Below are 17,345 nucleotides of genomic sequence, written 5' to 3'. Positions count from 1 at the left end.
GTTTAAATATTTTTAAAAATTATTTTGAAACTTGTACCAACGCCAACTTCACTTTCAACACTTATAGATCCATTCATTGATTCAACTTGTGACTTAACTAAATACAGTCCAAGTCCTTTGCTGTCTGCATAATCATGGAATCTTTGATACAAACCAAAAATTTTGTCTTTATTTCGAACTAAATCAATTCCGATTCCGTTGTCTTTGAAATGTATTATAGTATTTCCTCCTATGATTTTTGAAGAAATACTAATTTTTAATTTTCTATTATCATCACTGTATTTTAATGAATTGGTCATTAAATTTAATAGAATACTCTCGAAATAAGATTTGTTGATTGTTAAAGTTTCCGCTTTTTCAAAATTCATTTTGATGATAGGTTTTTTAATACTTATCAAGAAACTTAATTGGTTAAAGACATTTTCAAAAACATCTTTTATAATGATTTCTTCTTTTTCAATAGAATGGCTATCTTTTATGATTATTACTTTTACTAAATCGTTTATAGTCTCATTTAAAAGTGCTGTTGATTTAGAAAAGCCATTGATTATTTCTTTTAACTCGTCATTTTCTATTGGAATATCTTCAATTAGATTCAATAATCCGGTTAAATTTGATAATGGTGCTCTTAGATTATGAGAGGTTATGTAAGAGAATTGTTTTAAATCTTTATTGTTTTGAGTTAATTCACTAATTAATTGCTCTCTTTCTTTTTCTCTTTGTTTTTCATCTGAAATATCTCTTTGAATTGATATCCAATGTGAGTGCTCTTCATCTTTATTTGTTATTGGAATCATAGTAATGTTAGCCCAATATTCATCTTTGTTTTTATTGATGTTTAAAGATTCAAAATTAAATTCTTCTTTTTTCTTTAATGCTTGTGATACTTTTCTAAAATCATTCTTCAATGAATTTTTATTCATAAACACATTTGGAGTTTTACCTATTACTTCTTTAGATTTATATCCAGTAATTCTTGTAAAAGCAGGGTTGACATATAGTATTCTTGGAATTCCACGTGAATTTTCATTTGCTTCGGTAATTATTACTGCATCTTTAGTTTGAGTAATTACAGTTTCTAAAAGTTTAAGACGTTCCTCTTCTTTTTTTAGTTTTGTGATGTCTTGCATTGCTCCAATAATTCTAGTAACATTTCCTTCTGAATCTGTTACTAAAAAACCTCTATCAAAAATATATTTATAAGTTCCATCTGCACAAAGAAATCGATAATTGTCATCCCATTTTTCAATTTTTTGTTCAACATAGGAATGAACGTTGACAGACACTTTTAAACTATCTTCATGATGTATTTTGCTAAACCACCAATCTATAGTATCACCAACTTCTTCTTTTTTGTAGCCAAAGATACCCTGAATTCCTTTGTTAAATGTAAATTCTCCTGTTTTTACATTCCAATCCCATATGGTATCGCTTGTTGCTTTTGCAACAATATCGAATCGTTCATTTGACTTGTATAATTCGTCATTTGTATGAATCAGTTGATTTAAGTTAGAATTGTAATTTTTAATGTTTTTTTCAAGAAGATACTTTAGCAGTAAAGATGAAATTAAAGCGAATGAAATTAAAATTAAAGAGTTTAATTTCCAATTATGATTTGGCTCATAATAATTTAGGTAAATATATTGGCTTAAAAAAACCAAAAGAGTTGAGACCAGAAAATAAGTTAGAATTATATTATTCGATTTATTTTTCATTACTCAAAAATAAAAAATTATTATCTAATACAATTTTTTTTATGAAAAAAAATCAAAATTTTTACTAATTTATTGGTTATAAGTTATTAAATGGTAAAGTATTTATATTAAGGTTTTTTTAATCAAAATAAAGTGTACCTTTGCACCTCCTAAAAAAATCAGATGGAATCTATTAGAAACATTGCAATTATTGCTCACGTTGACCACGGTAAGACTACTTTGGTTGACAAAATTATGTATCACTGTCAACTTTTTCGTGATAATGAAAATACAGGTGATTTAATTCTTGACAACAACGATTTGGAACGTGAAAGAGGTATTACAATTACTTCAAAAAACGTTTCTGTTTCATATAAAGGAACAAAAATCAATATTATTGATACTCCAGGTCACGCCGATTTTGGTGGAGAAGTAGAGCGTGTATTGAATATGGCTGATGGAGTTTGCCTTTTGGTTGATGCTTTTGAAGGTCCAATGCCTCAAACTCGTTTTGTTCTTCAAAAAGCAATTGACTTAGGTTTAAAACCTTGTGTTGTTATCAATAAAGTGGATAAAGAAAATTGTACTCCTGAAGAAGTTCATGAAAAAGTTTTTGATTTGATGTTTGAATTAGGTGCTGAAGAATGGCAATTGGATTTTCCAACTGTTTATGGTTCTGCAAAAAACAATTGGATGTCAGATCATTGGGAAAATGTAACAGATAATATCGAACCATTACTTGACATGGTTGTTGCAAATGTTCCTGCTCCAAAAGTTTCTGAAGGAACTCCTCAAATGTTAATTACATCGTTAGATTTCTCTTCATTTACTGGTCGTATTGCGATTGGTAGATTAGAAAGAGGTGTCTTAAAAGAAGGTATGCCAATTTCTTTAGTAAAAAGAGATGGTTCAATAATAAAATCTAGAATTAAAGAACTACACACTTTTGAAGGTTTAGGTCGTAAAAAAGTATCAGAAGTTATAGCTGGTGATATTTGTGCAATTGTTGGTGTTGAAGGTTTTGAAATTGGTGACACTATCGCTGATTTTGAAAATCCAGAAGCATTGCAAACTATCGCAATTGACGAGCCTACAATGAGTATGTTGTTCACTATTAACGATTCGCCTTTCTTTGGTAAAGAAGGAAAATTTGTAACTTCTCGTCATATTAGAGAAAGATTGACCAAAGAGTTAGAAAAAAACCTAGCGATGAGAATGGGTGAAACTGATTCTGCTGATAAATTTATGGTTTTTGGTCGTGGAGTTCTTCACTTGTCTGTTCTTATTGAAACAATGAGAAGAGAAGGATATGAATTACAAATTGGTCAACCACAGGTTATTATCAAAGAAATTGATGGTAAAAAATGTGAGCCAATTGAAGAATTAACAATCGATTTGCCAGAATCTTTATCAGGTAGAGCTGTTGAATTTGTATCTATCCGTAAAGGAGAAATGTTATCAATGGAAGGAAAAGGAGAACGTATGATTGTAAAATTCAACATTCCATCACGTGGAATTATTGGATTACGTAATCAATTACTTACTGCAACTGCTGGTGAAGCTATTATGTCGCATCGTTACATTGGATATGAACCTTTTAAAGGTGAAATTCCAGGAAGAAATAATGGTTCATTAATTTCTATGGAAAATGGAAAAGCAATTCCTTATTCTATTGATAAATTACAAGATCGTGGTAAATTCTTCGTTAATCCAAATGATGAAATTTACGAAGGTCAAGTTATTGGTGAAAATTCTCGTAGCGATGATATGTGTATTAATGTAACTAAAGCTAAAAAACAATCTAACGTTCGTTCATCAGGAAATGATGAGAAAGCTAGAATTATTCCACCAATTATCTTTTCATTGGAAGAAGCTTTAGAATATATTCAAAAAGATGAGTATGTTGAGGTAACCCCAAAAACTATTCGTTTAAGAAAAATTTATTTAACAGAAAATGATAGAAAAAGAAATAAAATCTAATTTGTCAAAATCTATATAAAGTAAAACCATCAGTGAAAGCTGATGGTTTTTTTATGATTTACTTTTAATGTTTTTTATCGTTTCAAACTAAAATGTCCTTTCGCGCTTCTTCCATCATCAAATGAAATGTTGTACCAATAATCATCTGACGGCGCTAAGTTTCCATTATACGTTCCATCCCAACCTGGACCAATTGGTGATATTTGTTTTATTAGTTTTCCAAATCTATCGAAAATATAAATTATGGAGTTGGAATAAAATTCAGAATTTGCACCTTTTACATTCCAAGTGTCATTATAGCCATCACCATTTGGAGTAAAATATTGAGGAACGCCAAGAACAGAAATCTCCTTAATTACCGTTCCACATCCTAATAAATCTTTGATGAATATAGTATGAATACCCATTGGAATATTAGTGAAAAAGTTTGATTCTTGGAACATTGAATCATCAATGCTATAAACATAATCTCCAGTTCCAGTTACAATAACTTCAACAGTGTTAACATCTGATAAATCAATAATATTAATATCTTGAATTGTGGCAATATCAGAAGCATAAACATCTATTGTTCTTGTTTTTGTACATCCAAAACTATTGGTAACATCAACAGTGTATATTCCACCAGTGTTTACATCTAAATTATATGAAGTTGCTCCGGGAATTAGTGTTCCATCCAAATACCATTGATAATTGTATGAAGAACTTGGAGTTCCATCTAAAATTCCTGCGTTTACAGTTACAAGAAATGTTGGAAGATTTGTACAAACTAATTCATTATCAGTTAAACTAATTTTTGGTGTAGGATTAACAATAAATGGAATTACAAGGGTAGCTGAACAACTTGTGTTTATTGTGTTTTCAACCAATACAGTTACATTTTGAGTACCAGTAGTAAATGGATTTGGTAAAGGACTTGGTAATGGATTTCCGCTTGAATCAAAATATTTAACCACCATTCCTGTTTGACCATTTAGAATAGTCGTTTCAAAAGTTGAAGTATCAAAATCATATAAACCATTTTGGTCTATTGGATCAATTTCATCATCACATACTGTTGTTAATGTGTTTGAAATGGCAAAAGCTTCTGGTAAATCGTCAACAATATATTGTATTGTCACTTCATCAAAACATGGTCCATTTGAAGCTTGTGTTGAGTTGTTAGTTACTCGAGCTGTTATTGTTTTAGTAGTATTTACAAAAAGTGGATTAGGTAATGGAATAATTGGATTACCTAATTCGTCAAAGTAAGTAACAGTTACATTTGTTTGTCCATTTAAAATAGTTGCTTCTAAATTTGAAGTATCAAAATTGAAAATACCATCATGGTTATCATCACAAGTTCTAATGATATTTGTTGCATTCACTGAATTTGCAACAGGCAACGCTTCAACAGTTAGAACAACATAAGGTCCAAGTCCAAAACAAGCATTGTCGACATCACTATCTACACGAACCCAAATATTTTGAATACCAGGATAACCAATATTTCTGTAATTTGAAGTCAAACTACTCGGAATTGCATTTGTTTCTGACAAAGCATCAGCTTCGTTTCTATAATAATTTATAGTATATGATGCTGTAGTTGGTAAAATAGCTTGAATATCAGTAGTTACGCTGCTAAAATCAAACAATGAAATTCCATCATAATCATCATTTGTTGCATCGATATAATCATCGCAAGTGTAAAAATTTCTTATGAATGTTGATGGTAACTGTGTGGCTGATACTACCAAGTTTAATTGGGCAACGCGATAACATCCATTTGCATTTACAACCCTTACATAAACACTTGAATTTGTTGTTGTGTAAGCAAATGGAGTAGTGATTTGTAAAGAAGAAGTATTGTTATCTGCACCAGCAAATGTTGTAAAATAGGTAAAAGTTTCTACTGCTGAATTTGCAGAAATGAATGTATTTTTTTCTGTTAGATTAAAAGTTGAAACACCATCAGTATCATTATCACATTGAACTAATGTTACAGGTGATGTTATAACTGGCAATGCGTAAGTTGTTAATGTTGCAGCCGCAGAATATAATCCGCAAGTATTTCCGTTTTTATTTAAAAATACTCTGTATTTATAGCCAACCATTGCAGGTGTTACGTTTGAAACAGTTAAAGTAATTGTAGTACTTCCTGAATAAGTAGCATTATCAATAATGTTTGTCCAAGTTGTTCCTGAATCTGTAGAAAGTTGCCATTGATAGCTATTTACAGGATTTGTATTAATTGTAAATGTAGTTGATTGTAATTCGCAAGCTACAGCATCTTGTGGTTGTGTATTAATTATTATTCGAGCAGAAGTTATGTAATTTGCATTTGGGATTCCATATCCTGTTGAAGAAATAACTGTTCCAACTAAAGTTGTTCCTGTATTGAATGTAGCTGGATTTTCGTCACCAACAATTCCGTCACCATTTGCATCAGAATATCCTGCTTCTATGATATCATTACAATTATCATTATCACTATCAGAATCGATGTAATTTAAAATGCCATCAGTATCAATATCTAAAACAGAATAATTTAAAACACCACTATCTGCTGATGTTTCAAGAGTATTATCTAAGCCATTGGTGCCAAAATTTGGGCCAACAGTATCTCCATTTGTATTTGTTGCATTTCCTGGACTTCCAGATTCAATAATATCAAAAATTCCATCATTGTCACTGTCTAAATCTAAATAATTTGGTATCGTGTCAGTATCGTTATTTGCAGGAGTTAATCCAGTTCCAAAAATATCATCAATTCCATCGCCATTTGCGTCAGTGTTTGATAAACTTAATAATGTAGAACCTTGTGCTTCAATGAAATCTGAAATGGAGTCATTTTCTGAATCCAAATCAAATTTATCAGGAATACCATCGTTATCCGAATCTTTAGATACACATGTTGCTGTTAATTTAAAAGTAGCTTTTCGATCACTTCCTCTATCTACAAGATTGATTTGTTTGAATTTTAAGCTAGTTACTTCGTGTGTGTAAAATTTAAAAGTTCCAGCTCCAGCGGCAAGTGGTAAAGCTCCGTCATATCTAAATCGGATTTCAAATGATGAGAATGAGGTTACATCACTTTCATAAATGCCATCATAGTTAGTGTCAATTAATAATTGATTTGATGGATTTAATACTGTAATTGTTTTATTTACAGGAACTGAAAGAACAAAACTTAAATTAGAATTTAATAAATCTCCTGCGGAAGCTGTTGAAGGATAATCTAATAATAAGCTAATTGGTTGGACAAAATTCATTTGGTAAGTAACAGAATTTTCTTCCCCTTTTGGAACTGATGCAACAAAACTTCCATCGGTATTTCCTACAAATGGTGTTGCTGTTGGAGTATCTCCTGTAGTTGTAATTGTTCCTGAGAATAAATTTGAATATGAACCCACAGTAACTGAACCAAAGGAATTATTTGATAAATTAACCGCTGAATTTCCTAGTGATTCTGTACAATTTGCAATTCCATCATTATCTAAATCTTGATCAATGTTGTCGTTTACATTATCATTATCCATATCTGTTGGGCAATCACTAACGGGTATTTTGTCTGAAATTAGTTCAGGAATTCCACATGAAGTAATTGTTGCAGATACATGATAATATCCAGGAAGAGTAGGCGAGTACGTACTTGAATTTGCTCCTGCAATTGGCGAGTCATTAAAATACCATTGGAAAAAATCAAAGCCATTTAAGGTACTAACTTCTAAAGATACGTTTGGAATACAATTGTTTTGAGTTAAATCTATAGGTTGGAAAGTGATTTCGGGTTTAAATGTAAATCCAGAATAATATCCACCAAAAGTAGCATTTCCATTACTTCCGTATGCGGCTAAATAAAGTTGACCTGTTGAATAAACAGAAACATTTCCAGTAAAACCTGTGATTGTGTAACATTCATAATTTGCATTTCCTAAAACAGAAGTAGGACCAACAACAGATATAGTTGCAGGTAAAGTTGCAAGAGTGTATGACGTTCCGTTTAAAACAAAATTTAGTGCTGAACCAGTTTCTGTTGTAATGGTTACACGTCCTGTAAAAATTCTAGTTCCAATTTCTTCAATCAATGGAATATTGTCAATAACTTTTGGTGTTTGACAACTTAATGGTGGAACAAAAAACAACTCTTGATTAGCTTGAATTGAAGTAGGACCATCACCAACACTCTGATAAGCAAATATATTTTTAGAAGTATTGACATATAAATTACCATTTGGACCATATTGAGTTCCGTTTAATAAAATATATTGACTTGCTTGTAGTGTGTAATCTGGTGTTCCAGTATTGCCATTTAAAAAAATATCGGTATTATCTTCATGAGCAATTAATAAAACTCTTTCAACATTATCTAATCCATCATTTTTTATAAAAATATATTCAGTTCCCGTTCTTTCAGCTGATACTATTTGGTCAAAACCTAAATCTTGATTTTGCATTTCACCATTGGTACCTCCGTATGATCCACAATTTACAGCAATTGGTTTGTCAGAACTTACAAGCGCTCCAATCAAAGCATCTCTGTTTACAGAATTTGGGCCTTGAACAGCTAAAACATAACTTTCTCCAGCATTTAAAAAAACATTTCCAGGAGTACTTCCTGATCCAGCATCGTTTACTAAAACTGCTCCAAGTTCAATATCACTAAAGGAAACTTCTGTATTATTTTCTGTAGCAAGAATTGATATAAATGTATAATTATTGATGTTGATTGATGGAATCATCATGTTTGTAAAACCTCCAATTCTAAATTGTGTACCTAATGCTGCTAATCCTTTTGAAACAACTTCTCCAGCTTGATTTCCGTCGCCAGCAATTACTCTAGCTGTAACATAAATAACGTCTTCGGCTTCAATAATGTAACCTTTATCTGTAAGAATGGTATTAACTTCACTTTGGTCAACATGTAAATTATTAGATGAACCAATTCCAACATTAAAAACATAGGGATTATCTCTTGAAACTGTTCCATTGATATTTGTACCTCCAAGTTGTTTTATAACAAAGTTTATCGGTGTAATACTTGGACAAGAAATATAGAGATATTGTTCCTCAACAGGAACATTTGATGCACCAGATAATGGTGGAATATAATGCGTTTTACTAAATTGACTGTAGCAATTTATTGATAGTAAGACAATTGTAAATAATAAGTAAATTTTCTTTTTCATTTTATAAAATTAGTAAAAAATACTTAATTTTATCTCACTAATGAAAAATTTCCTTTAATTGTTCTACCGTTATTTAAAGTGATTACAAACCAATAGTCTGTCGAAGGTAAATCAAAACCATTTAGTTTACCGTTCCATCCTACATAATTTTCAGAGTAAGAGGTTATGAGTTTTCCAAATCTATCAAAAATTGAAATTGTAGAATTTTCTAAAAATTGAATCCTTTTTATTCTCCAAATATCATTGATTCCATCTTCATTTGGAGTAAAGAAGTGAGGATAATCTAATACATAGACAGATTGTGTAACTTGAGGACAACCATTGATATCATTTATATAAATGGTATATTCATTGGGTTCAAGGTTTGAAAAAAATGGACTTTCTTGAAAAATTGTTCCATCAATTGAATATTCATAATCTCCATTTCCTGAAACAATAATTTCAATGGAATTGTTATTTCCTGAAAAATCATTTACATCTACAGAAGTTATAGTTGCACTACTTGATAAAATAATTTCAAATCGTTTCGTTTTTTCACATCCATTAATATCGGTTACTATAACTGAATAAGTTCCTGAGGTATTTACTGTAATTGAATTATCTGTTTCACCATTTGACCAATTATAACTTGAAAATCCAGATGCAACAGAAAGTGTTTGAGATGAGCCATTACATAAATAAATTGTTTCATCATTAAAATTTGGAGGATTGAAAGTATTTACATTCAATTCTATAGGTAGAATTCCATAACAATTAACTCCATCAAGAATTTTTACATAAATCGTTTGCTGATTTGGAATTGTATTGGTGAAAGTTAAATTTAATGGATTTGTATTTGTGATAGCATTGTTTTCTGTCGCATAGTAAACTAAGGTCAATCCTGATGGTAAACTGCTTGATAATGATGTTCCTATCATTGAAGTTAAATCAAGATCAGTAATTCCATCTTGATTTCCGATGACGTCACAAGTAAAAATAGGTGCTATTGTTGGTAGCGAGTTGGATGCTATTTGTAAATCAATTGTGGCAAAACCGATGCATCCAAATTGATTTTGTGCAGTTGCAAATAATTGATTTACTGAAGTGTTTTGATAATTAGTTGGATTTGAAATAGGATTTGTGCCTGCTTGAGCATTTGCTAAACTTTCATAAAAAGTAACGTTTGTAAGTTGTGAATCGCCTCCAGTTATTAAAGAATTTAAAGTAGTTAAATTGTAAGTTGTAACTCCATCAGTATCTTCATCACATTGAATTAAAGTTTGATTATTTAATATTGGTAAGTTTACATATTCTATAAAAATCTCACCTTTTGCAACACAAGTGGTAGCATTTATGGAGACTTCAACTTCATAAAATCCTTCAGATGTTACAGTATAAGTTGGATTTGTTTCTCCTGATAAAGATGTTCCGTCTTTATACCATTGATATGTGTTTAAACCACTTTCGGTTGCATCTAAAACGATACTTTCGCCATCGCAAACAGGGTTATTTGTAGCTTCTAATCGGTCTTCGCCTAAATCAGTTCCAACATCAAAACTTCCTCCACCAAGAAAAATAGCCGAATCATAACGAATATTTTCTTCGTCAGCAATGACTAGTTTTATATGATATGTTGTTCCCGGAATTACATCTGCTTTAGCAGTCATTACTACTGTTTGACCATTAAAATTTATCGGATGAATTGTGCCGTTATAACTCCCAAAATATTCTTCATTTTGAGCACTACAACCACTTCCGCCCGAAATATCGGGATGAACAGAAGTTACTTTTACAGGTGTAGATGTGCCTGGAATTAGCGCTAAATTTTGATAATCATCAGTGCTTCCTGCAACTTTTAAAAGAAATGCAAAACCATCGGAATATCTACATGGAGCAGTTCCTTGATATTCTTCTGAGGCAAAAATATAATCAAAACTAATTTGACTTGTTAGTGGTGTAAAATCAAATTCTAAAGCTGTTGCATTTACTGTACCTGTAATTGATAGTGCTTGTTCTAAATCACTGTCACCAATCCAAGCAGTCGAACCTTCATCTATTAAATTATCATTTGGTCCAGCAGTTCTTGAAGCTCTTGAAGTACTTAAAACAATTCCGTTTGCAAAAGGAAAATCCGTTCCAGAATAATCGAAATATCCATAACTATTTTGACCAGTACTGAAAGTATCTCCAGATACAGAAAAGTTTGAAACGGTTGCACAAGGACTGTTTACAAGCACATTCTCAACAAGTTGTTGTGCTGTATAAGTATCGTCTACAACTATATTTTGCGCAATTGTTTTAGCGCAAAAAAGAAAAAATAATATGGTATAAAAATATGTTTTTAAAGACATCATAGCATCTGCAAAGATACTACAAATCTCGTTTTTTTATAATATAATGTGATAAGAAAACAAAAATTGCTGTCCATGCTAAAACTATTGCAATTGAGGAGTAATGAATTGAGTAATCATAACTCATATCAAAACCTGCTTGGTTTCCAGCACTTTTAAGAATTGATAGCCTTCTCCATGGATCAGGAAGTAAATTTGAAATTGATTGTAATGGGAAATAGCCCAATGCTTCATATGCTTTCTCCCAAGTATCAAAAAATAACCATTTCATTACTAAATAACAAATACCTTCAAATATTTTCCAAACTAATAGAAAGCCAAGAGCAAAAGCAGATTTTTTGATTAAAACTCCTAAAAATAAACATATTGTAAAGAAACCTAATAATTCAACAAAGAATGCTATTAAATAATCTAATTCAGAGAAAACAATAGCTACTTCATTAAATGAAGAAAAAGAATATCCAAGAATTAAGCTCATTAAAAAAACAAACAAAGTAGATGTTAATGCAAATAAAATTACGGTAAAGAATTTTGACATTATAAATTCTTTTTTACTCATACCATCAATTAAGTTTTGCTTTAAAGTTCCGTAACTGTATTCGTTTGCCATCATAGAAACAATAATTACTGCCAGAAACAACTTAAACCAACTTGCAAAATAGCTGTTAAAATGCCATATGTATGGAAAATTAAATATTCCCATTTCAGCAATATCAAAATGTAGTGGTCCAATATCAAATTTGATTGATGCAATTAATGCTAATGAAGAAAGAAGAGCAAAATAAGCAATTGTTAAAACTCGACTTGCTTTATTTTTCCAAATTTTTTGTAGTTCTATAGAGAGTAATCGTTTCATTTTGTTTGGTTTTTTGAGATTTTTGAAGATGTTTTCTAGAATTATTTACCCGTTAATTGTAAAAATTGCTCTTCAAGCGAATGATTTCTTTTTACTAGATGGGTTAAATAAATATTATTTTCCGCAAGAAATTTATTCAATTCGTTTGGTTGAATATTCGATTTTGAAGTAATAATTATTTTCCCTTCTTCCTCTTTTATCTCATCAATATTTGGATAACTTTGTAAAGCAAGTTTCAAGGCGTTTATGTCACTTGATTGTAATTCAATCATTCCATTTGAGCTTGACATACCTGCAACAGTTCCAGTATAAAGAATTTCGCCTTTTCTTAAAACTAAAACATGAGTACATACTTTTTCTACTTCATCAAGTAAATGCGATGCTAAAAGAATTGTTGTTCCTTGTGAGGCAATCAATCGAATAATATCTCTAATTTGATGAATTCCTTGTGGGTCAAGACCATTTGTTGGTTCATCAAGAATTAGAATTTCAGGATCATTCAACAATGCCGATGCAATCGCTAAACGCTGTTTCATTCCTAATGAAAAGGTTCTAAACTTACTGTCTTGTCTGTCGATTAATCCAACAACTTCAAGTTTTTCTTGAACTTTTGAATAGTTTATCCCTTTTATTTTGCAAACTAATTGCAAATTTTCTTTGGCAGTCATGTAGGGATAAAAATTAGGACGCTCAATGATGGCACCTACTTTTTTCAAAGCGTCATGTGTTGCCATTGTTCCGTTGAACCAACTGTATTCGCCCGAGGTTTTATTTACAACATTTAAAACAATTCCTAAAGTAGTTGATTTCCCTGAACCATTTGGACCAAGAATTCCATAAACATTACCTTTTTGAATTTCGAGAGAAACATTTTTTACGGCTTGAAGTTTGCCATAACGTTTGTTTAAATTTTTGATTGATAGAATAGTTTCCACAAGATTTTGGTTTTAGATATAGGTAAGACGATGAAGATAAACTTTTGTTACTTCAAAAAGTATTATTAATTGTAAGGAACAATTGTAGGTTTACCAATTTGATAATCAGGAATTGATAAGTCATTGTTTTTAAATGAATTAGTTTTAAAAATATTGGCGCCTTCATTTGGAATAGAAGGATAAAAAGCAAAAGATAATTGGAAACTATTGAAAACTAAATAGTCATTATTGATTAAAATTCCGATGCCCAAACTTGTATATAGTTTTTTGTTGAATAGTGTATCTTCTTTATTTCCAATCATTCCCATTGAAATATTTAGATAAGGATTGAAATGAAATCCATGCCAATTTCCAGGTGAATAAGTTTGCGTTTGAAAGGATGCAATCCATTTTCTTGTTCCAAATAAGGTTGCACTATTAAAGCCACTCAATCCATTAGATTCATTGATGTTGATTCTGTCTTTTATGTTCTGATTTCTATGGTTTCCAATAACTAATGTGGGTTTGATAAATTGACGAATTTTCCAATTTCCCCAATGCATAACATTTGTAAAATAGTTGGCTTCTATTCGAAGTGTAGTTTCTTCGGAATTTCCATTATTAAAAAAACTACCCCATTCAACATTAGTTCCTATATAACCAAATGTAAAGTAATTTCCATAGGCAAATCGTCCTCCAAAATAGGCGCGTTTTAGATAATTTTTTTCTTGAAATCCAGCTGTAAAAGAATAAACTTGACCAAAAGGCACATCTTCAATAATACCAAAATTGAAAAGGTATTTTTCCTCGGCAAATTTTCTTGTAGTGATTCCAATACTTGCTAAATAGTTTTTTTCATCATTAAAAAAACGAGATGTATCATAAACTAAATCAGGTTTTTCTAGATAATTTATATTTTGATAACGTAGTGTTGAAACGAAATTAGTCGTTCTAAAATCTTCATCTTTTCCTGGAAATATTTTAAACGAATGTCCTGCCCAATAATCTTGTGTTTCTAGCTTGAAATTTTGAGTTTCAAAATCATTGGTAAGATCAGGTAATGAGTCTCTGTAAAATCGATTTTCAAAAAAAACTCCTCCAGCCCAATGTGTTAAAGGTGAATAGAATATTCGTTCTGCTTTAAAGCTTTTTCGTTTATTGTCATTCAAATCATTTTCATAATATAAAGTTGTATTAATAAATGAATTTGCAACGTTGTTTATTGTGTATCTTGAGCTATTTCCATTAGCTTTATTGTCGAATCTATTTGTTAGAGTTTGTTCAAATTCATGTCCTAAACCAAAAACATTTCGTTCTGTAATTTCTAAATTTCCTCTTGTTCCAGAAAATGAGCCTGTTGGAATTAAACTCCAAGAATCTAAAACTCTAATAGAAATATCAACTGAATCTTTGTTGTCTTTTAGTTCAATAGGTTCAATCAAAACGCTTCGAATAAAACGTTGTCTTCTTACTAAACGTTCAGATTCTTTTGCTAAAAGAGAATCTAAAGGTTGATTTTTTTTAATTAATAAAAGGTTTTTAACAATAAATTTTTTAGTTTTTAAATGTACTTTGTTTCCAAATCGTTCAACACCATTATTAGGTTTTTCATTAGGATTTGAAACAGAATATCCAAAAGGATCTAAAGTTTCAATAGTAATATTTCTAATTATTTTACCTTCATTTTTATCAAAGGCACGTTTCAATAAAAACCGTTTTTTTTGAGCTTTTTTTGATGGAGTTGCTTTTCTTGTAGATTTAAAAAGTAGTTTGTGAACAAATTTGGTAAACTTACTTTTCTTGGAATAATTTTCGATGTTTTTATACACTTTGATAGAATCTTTTTTTGCAGGATTATTCTGTGCCATCAAAATTTGGCAGCAAAGTAATGAAACAATAAAGAAAAGTCTAAAAGTCATATTTTGAAATGAGTTCTAAAGATATAGATTTACTTTTAAAATAACGAGTTTCTACTATAGTTGTTGTATTTATCTAAAATAAAAAATCCTCAAATAATTACAAATGAGGATTAAGAATTTATATTGTATTGATTTAGGCTTTTTCAAGCACTTTATTAGAATCATACCCAAATAATTGATGTTGTTTAATCAATTCAGCAGTTCCTTTTGGTAGCATTTTTTCCCAACCTGGAATTCCATTGCTAATCATTTTTAAAACTTCTCTTGAGAATATTTTTAAATTATCTTTATCATTAACAGGCACATCAACTACTTTTCCATTATAAGCAAAGAATTTGTATAATTCTTTCATTCGTGGATGAACTTTTAAGTTTTGTGAAGTAATGATTTCACCATTTTCTTCCATTGGATATAGGTATACTTTTAAATCTCTGTAGAAAAGTTTTCCAAAGGCTTCAAGTATTCCTCCACTTAAATGACGGTAATATTTTTCATCAAAAATGTCAACAAGGTTATTTACACCCATTACTAATCCCATTCTTGCTTTAGTATAACTAGAAAAATATTCAACAACTTTATAATATTCTTGGAAGTTAGAAATCATAACGGTTTGACCTAAAGAACAAAGAAGTTCTGCTCTGTCCATAAAATCTCTTTCGTCAATTTCTCCTTCTGAACGAAGATTTGAAAGTGTAATTTCAAAAATTACAAAGGTATTTTCTTTTTCAACTTTATTTTCTTCAACAAACATTTCAAGAGATTTTTCATACATATCCATGTTTACTTTTGTAACAGGACGGAAACTTCCTCGTAATGCTAAAATATTTTTTTTATATAAAACTGCTGCTGGCAAAATGTTTTTTCCTTCAGGACTAAACATTACGGCATCAGTCATTCCATTTTTGACTAATTGCAAACTCATTAATCGGTTATCAACAGAGGCAAATCGTGGACCAGAAAAGTTTATCGTGTCGATTTCAAGTTGGTCTTTATCTAAATGGTCGTATAAATAACGTAATAATTTTTTTGGATCATTATATTTATAAAACGCACCATATATTAAATTTACACCAAGAATTCCAAGTGTTTCCTGTTGTAATCTTGCATCAGTTTCTTTAAAACGAATGTGAAGAATAATTTCATTATAGTCTTCATCTGGTTCGATTTGATATTTAATTCCAACCCAACCATGACCTTTAAATTGTTTTGCAAAATCAATTGTAGCAACAGTGTTTGCATAACTGAAAAACATTTTATTAGGATGTTTTTCTCTGTCTAAACGTTTTTCTATCAAGTCAACTTCATGCGAAAGCATCTTTTTTAAACGACTTTCTGTTACATATCTTCCATCACTTTCAATACCATAAATGGCATCACTAAAGTCTTTGTCATATGCCGACATAGCCTTTGCAATAGTTCCAGATGAACCTCCAGATCTAAAAAAATGACGAACCGTTTCTTGTCCGGCACCAATTTCTGCAAAAGTTCCGTAGATGTTCTCATTTAAGTTGATACGCAATGCTTTATCCTTAATAGAAGGAATTTGCTCAATGACTTTATCACCTTTTAACTTAATGTCTAAACCGTTATTTCCCATATATCAATTATATTCAATGCAAAGTTAATAAAACGATTGCGGTATTAAAAGATAAATAGTTCTATTTTTGTAGAAAAATTAACATCTTATACTTTTTTTAACAGTATCAAAAATCGTGCTAAATGAAAGTTTATTTTTTAGGAACAGGTACTTCACAAGGAATTCCAGTAATTGGAAGCCATCATTCTGTATGTTTAAGCGATGATTTAAAAGATAAACGATTGCGTGTTTCTGTATGGATTCACGATGATGAAAAATCTATAGTGATTGATTGTGGTCCAGATTTTAGACAACAAATGCTTACTTCAAAATGTCAAAAAGTGGATGCTATTCTTTTTACGCACGAACATTCTGATCATACAGCAGGTTTAGATGATATTCGTCCTTTTAATTTCCGTCAAGGCGAGATTCCAATTTTTGCTCATCAACGTGTTTTAGAAAATTTAAAAAAGCGTTTTGATTATATTTTTGAAACAGAAAATAAATATCCTGGTGCGCCTTCTGTAAAATCGATTGAAGTTGTTAATAATCAAAATTTTTCTATTGAAAATTTTTCTATAATTCCAATTAATGCTTCACATGGAAATTTACAAGTTTTTGGTTATCGAATCAATGATTTTGCCTATTTAACCGATGTAAAAACTATTGAATCTGAAGAAATTCAAAAATTAAAAGGATTGAAAGTATTGGTTATTAATGCTTTGAGAGAAGAACAGCATCATTCACATTTTAGTTTGCAAGAAGCTTTAGATTTTGTAACTTTGATTCAGCCACAAAAAGCCTATTTTACTCACATAAGTCATTTATTAGGTTTTCATGAAGAGGTTCAAAAAAAATTACCTGAAAATGTGTTTTTGGCTTATGATAATTTAGAAATCACAATTTAA

9 protein-coding genes are annotated in these 17,345 nt (G+C 30.4%); 2 read left to right on the top strand and 7 right to left on the bottom strand.

The features are described 5' to 3' along the window. Positions 1 to 2: 2 nt before the first annotated feature. Positions 3 to 1,715 (bottom strand): PAS domain-containing sensor histidine kinase, encoded by a 1,713-nt coding sequence (locus Q0049_RS00235; RefSeq protein WP_298115077.1) that lies wholly within the window; start codon positions 1,713 to 1,715, stop codon positions 3 to 5. A 162-nt stretch (positions 1,716 to 1,877) separates the two neighbouring features. Here Q0049_RS00235 and typA point away from each other — a divergent pair, with 162 nt between their 5' ends. Next, positions 1,878 to 3,674, top strand: a complete 1,797-nt coding sequence (gene typA / locus Q0049_RS00230) for a translational GTPase TypA (RefSeq protein WP_298115074.1) — start codon at positions 1,878 to 1,880, stop codon at positions 3,672 to 3,674. 74 nt (positions 3,675 to 3,748) lie between these two features. Here typA and Q0049_RS00225 read toward each other — a convergent pair whose 3' ends face one another. The 6 genes from Q0049_RS00225 to Q0049_RS00200 form a co-directional block, all read right to left on the bottom strand. Beyond that, positions 3,749 to 8,842: a T9SS type B sorting domain-containing protein gene (locus Q0049_RS00225; protein ID WP_298115070.1), complete on the bottom strand. Its 5,094-nt coding sequence runs from the start codon at positions 8,840 to 8,842 to the stop codon at positions 3,749 to 3,751. A gap of 29 nt (positions 8,843 to 8,871) precedes the next feature. Further along, the gene (locus tag Q0049_RS00220) at positions 8,872 to 11,172 is read right to left on the bottom strand and encodes a T9SS type B sorting domain-containing protein (RefSeq protein ID WP_298115068.1); all 2,301 of its coding nucleotides are present in this window, start codon (positions 11,170 to 11,172) and stop codon (positions 8,872 to 8,874) included. 19 nt (positions 11,173 to 11,191) lie between these two features. After that, complete coding sequence (locus Q0049_RS00215; RefSeq protein ID WP_298115065.1) at positions 11,192 to 12,028, bottom strand: ABC transporter permease; 837 nt, start codon at positions 12,026 to 12,028, stop codon at positions 11,192 to 11,194. Positions 12,029 to 12,069: 41 nt separating this feature from the next. Next, the gene (locus Q0049_RS00210; protein ID WP_298115060.1) at positions 12,070 to 12,963 is read right to left on the bottom strand and encodes an ABC transporter ATP-binding protein; all 894 of its coding nucleotides are present in this window, start codon (positions 12,961 to 12,963) and stop codon (positions 12,070 to 12,072) included. A gap of 65 nt (positions 12,964 to 13,028) precedes the next feature. Next, positions 13,029 to 14,861 carry a hypothetical protein gene (locus tag Q0049_RS00205; protein ID WP_298115056.1) on the bottom strand — a complete coding sequence of 611 codons (1,833 nt, stop codon included), beginning with the start codon at positions 14,859 to 14,861 and terminating at the stop codon, positions 13,029 to 13,031. A gap of 133 nt (positions 14,862 to 14,994) precedes the next feature. Continuing rightward, a complete protein-coding gene (locus Q0049_RS00200) occupies positions 14,995 to 16,458 on the bottom strand; it encodes a TonB-dependent receptor (protein WP_298115053.1) in 1,464 nt (487 codons plus the stop codon). 122 nt (positions 16,459 to 16,580) lie between these two features. Between Q0049_RS00200 and Q0049_RS00195 the strand changes: the two genes are divergently transcribed. Further along, on the top strand, positions 16,581 to 17,345 hold the full coding sequence (locus tag Q0049_RS00195) for an MBL fold metallo-hydrolase (RefSeq protein WP_298115049.1): 765 nt from the start codon (positions 16,581 to 16,583) through the stop codon (positions 17,343 to 17,345).

Origin of the sequence: Flavobacterium sp. (genome assembly GCF_027484205.1) — a bacterium.
GTDB lineage: Bacteria > Bacteroidota > Bacteroidia > Flavobacteriales > Flavobacteriaceae > Flavobacterium.
This window is presented reverse-complemented; position numbering and strand designations above follow the sequence as displayed.

What these genes read in the sequence shown, in the direction of transcription:
- Q0049_RS00235 (WP_298115077.1), bottom strand. Translation starts at nt 1,715, where the DNA reads ATGAAAAATAAATCGAATAATATAATTCTAACTTATTTTCTGGTCTCA.
- typA (WP_298115074.1), top strand. Translation starts at nt 1,878, where the DNA reads ATGGAATCTATTAGAAACATTGCAATTATTGCTCACGTTGACCACGGT.
- Q0049_RS00225 (WP_298115070.1), bottom strand. Translation starts at nt 8,842, where the DNA reads ATGAAAAAGAAAATTTACTTATTATTTACAATTGTCTTACTATCAATA.
- Q0049_RS00220 (WP_298115068.1), bottom strand. Translation starts at nt 11,172, where the DNA reads ATGTCTTTAAAAACATATTTTTATACCATATTATTTTTTCTTTTTTGC.
- Q0049_RS00215 (WP_298115065.1), bottom strand. Translation starts at nt 12,028, where the DNA reads ATGAAACGATTACTCTCTATAGAACTACAAAAAATTTGGAAAAATAAA.
- Q0049_RS00205 (WP_298115056.1), bottom strand. Translation starts at nt 14,861, where the DNA reads ATGACTTTTAGACTTTTCTTTATTGTTTCATTACTTTGCTGCCAAATT.
- Q0049_RS00200 (WP_298115053.1), bottom strand. Translation starts at nt 16,458, where the DNA reads ATGGGAAATAACGGTTTAGACATTAAGTTAAAAGGTGATAAAGTCATT.
- Q0049_RS00195 (WP_298115049.1), top strand. Translation starts at nt 16,581, where the DNA reads ATGAAAGTTTATTTTTTAGGAACAGGTACTTCACAAGGAATTCCAGTA.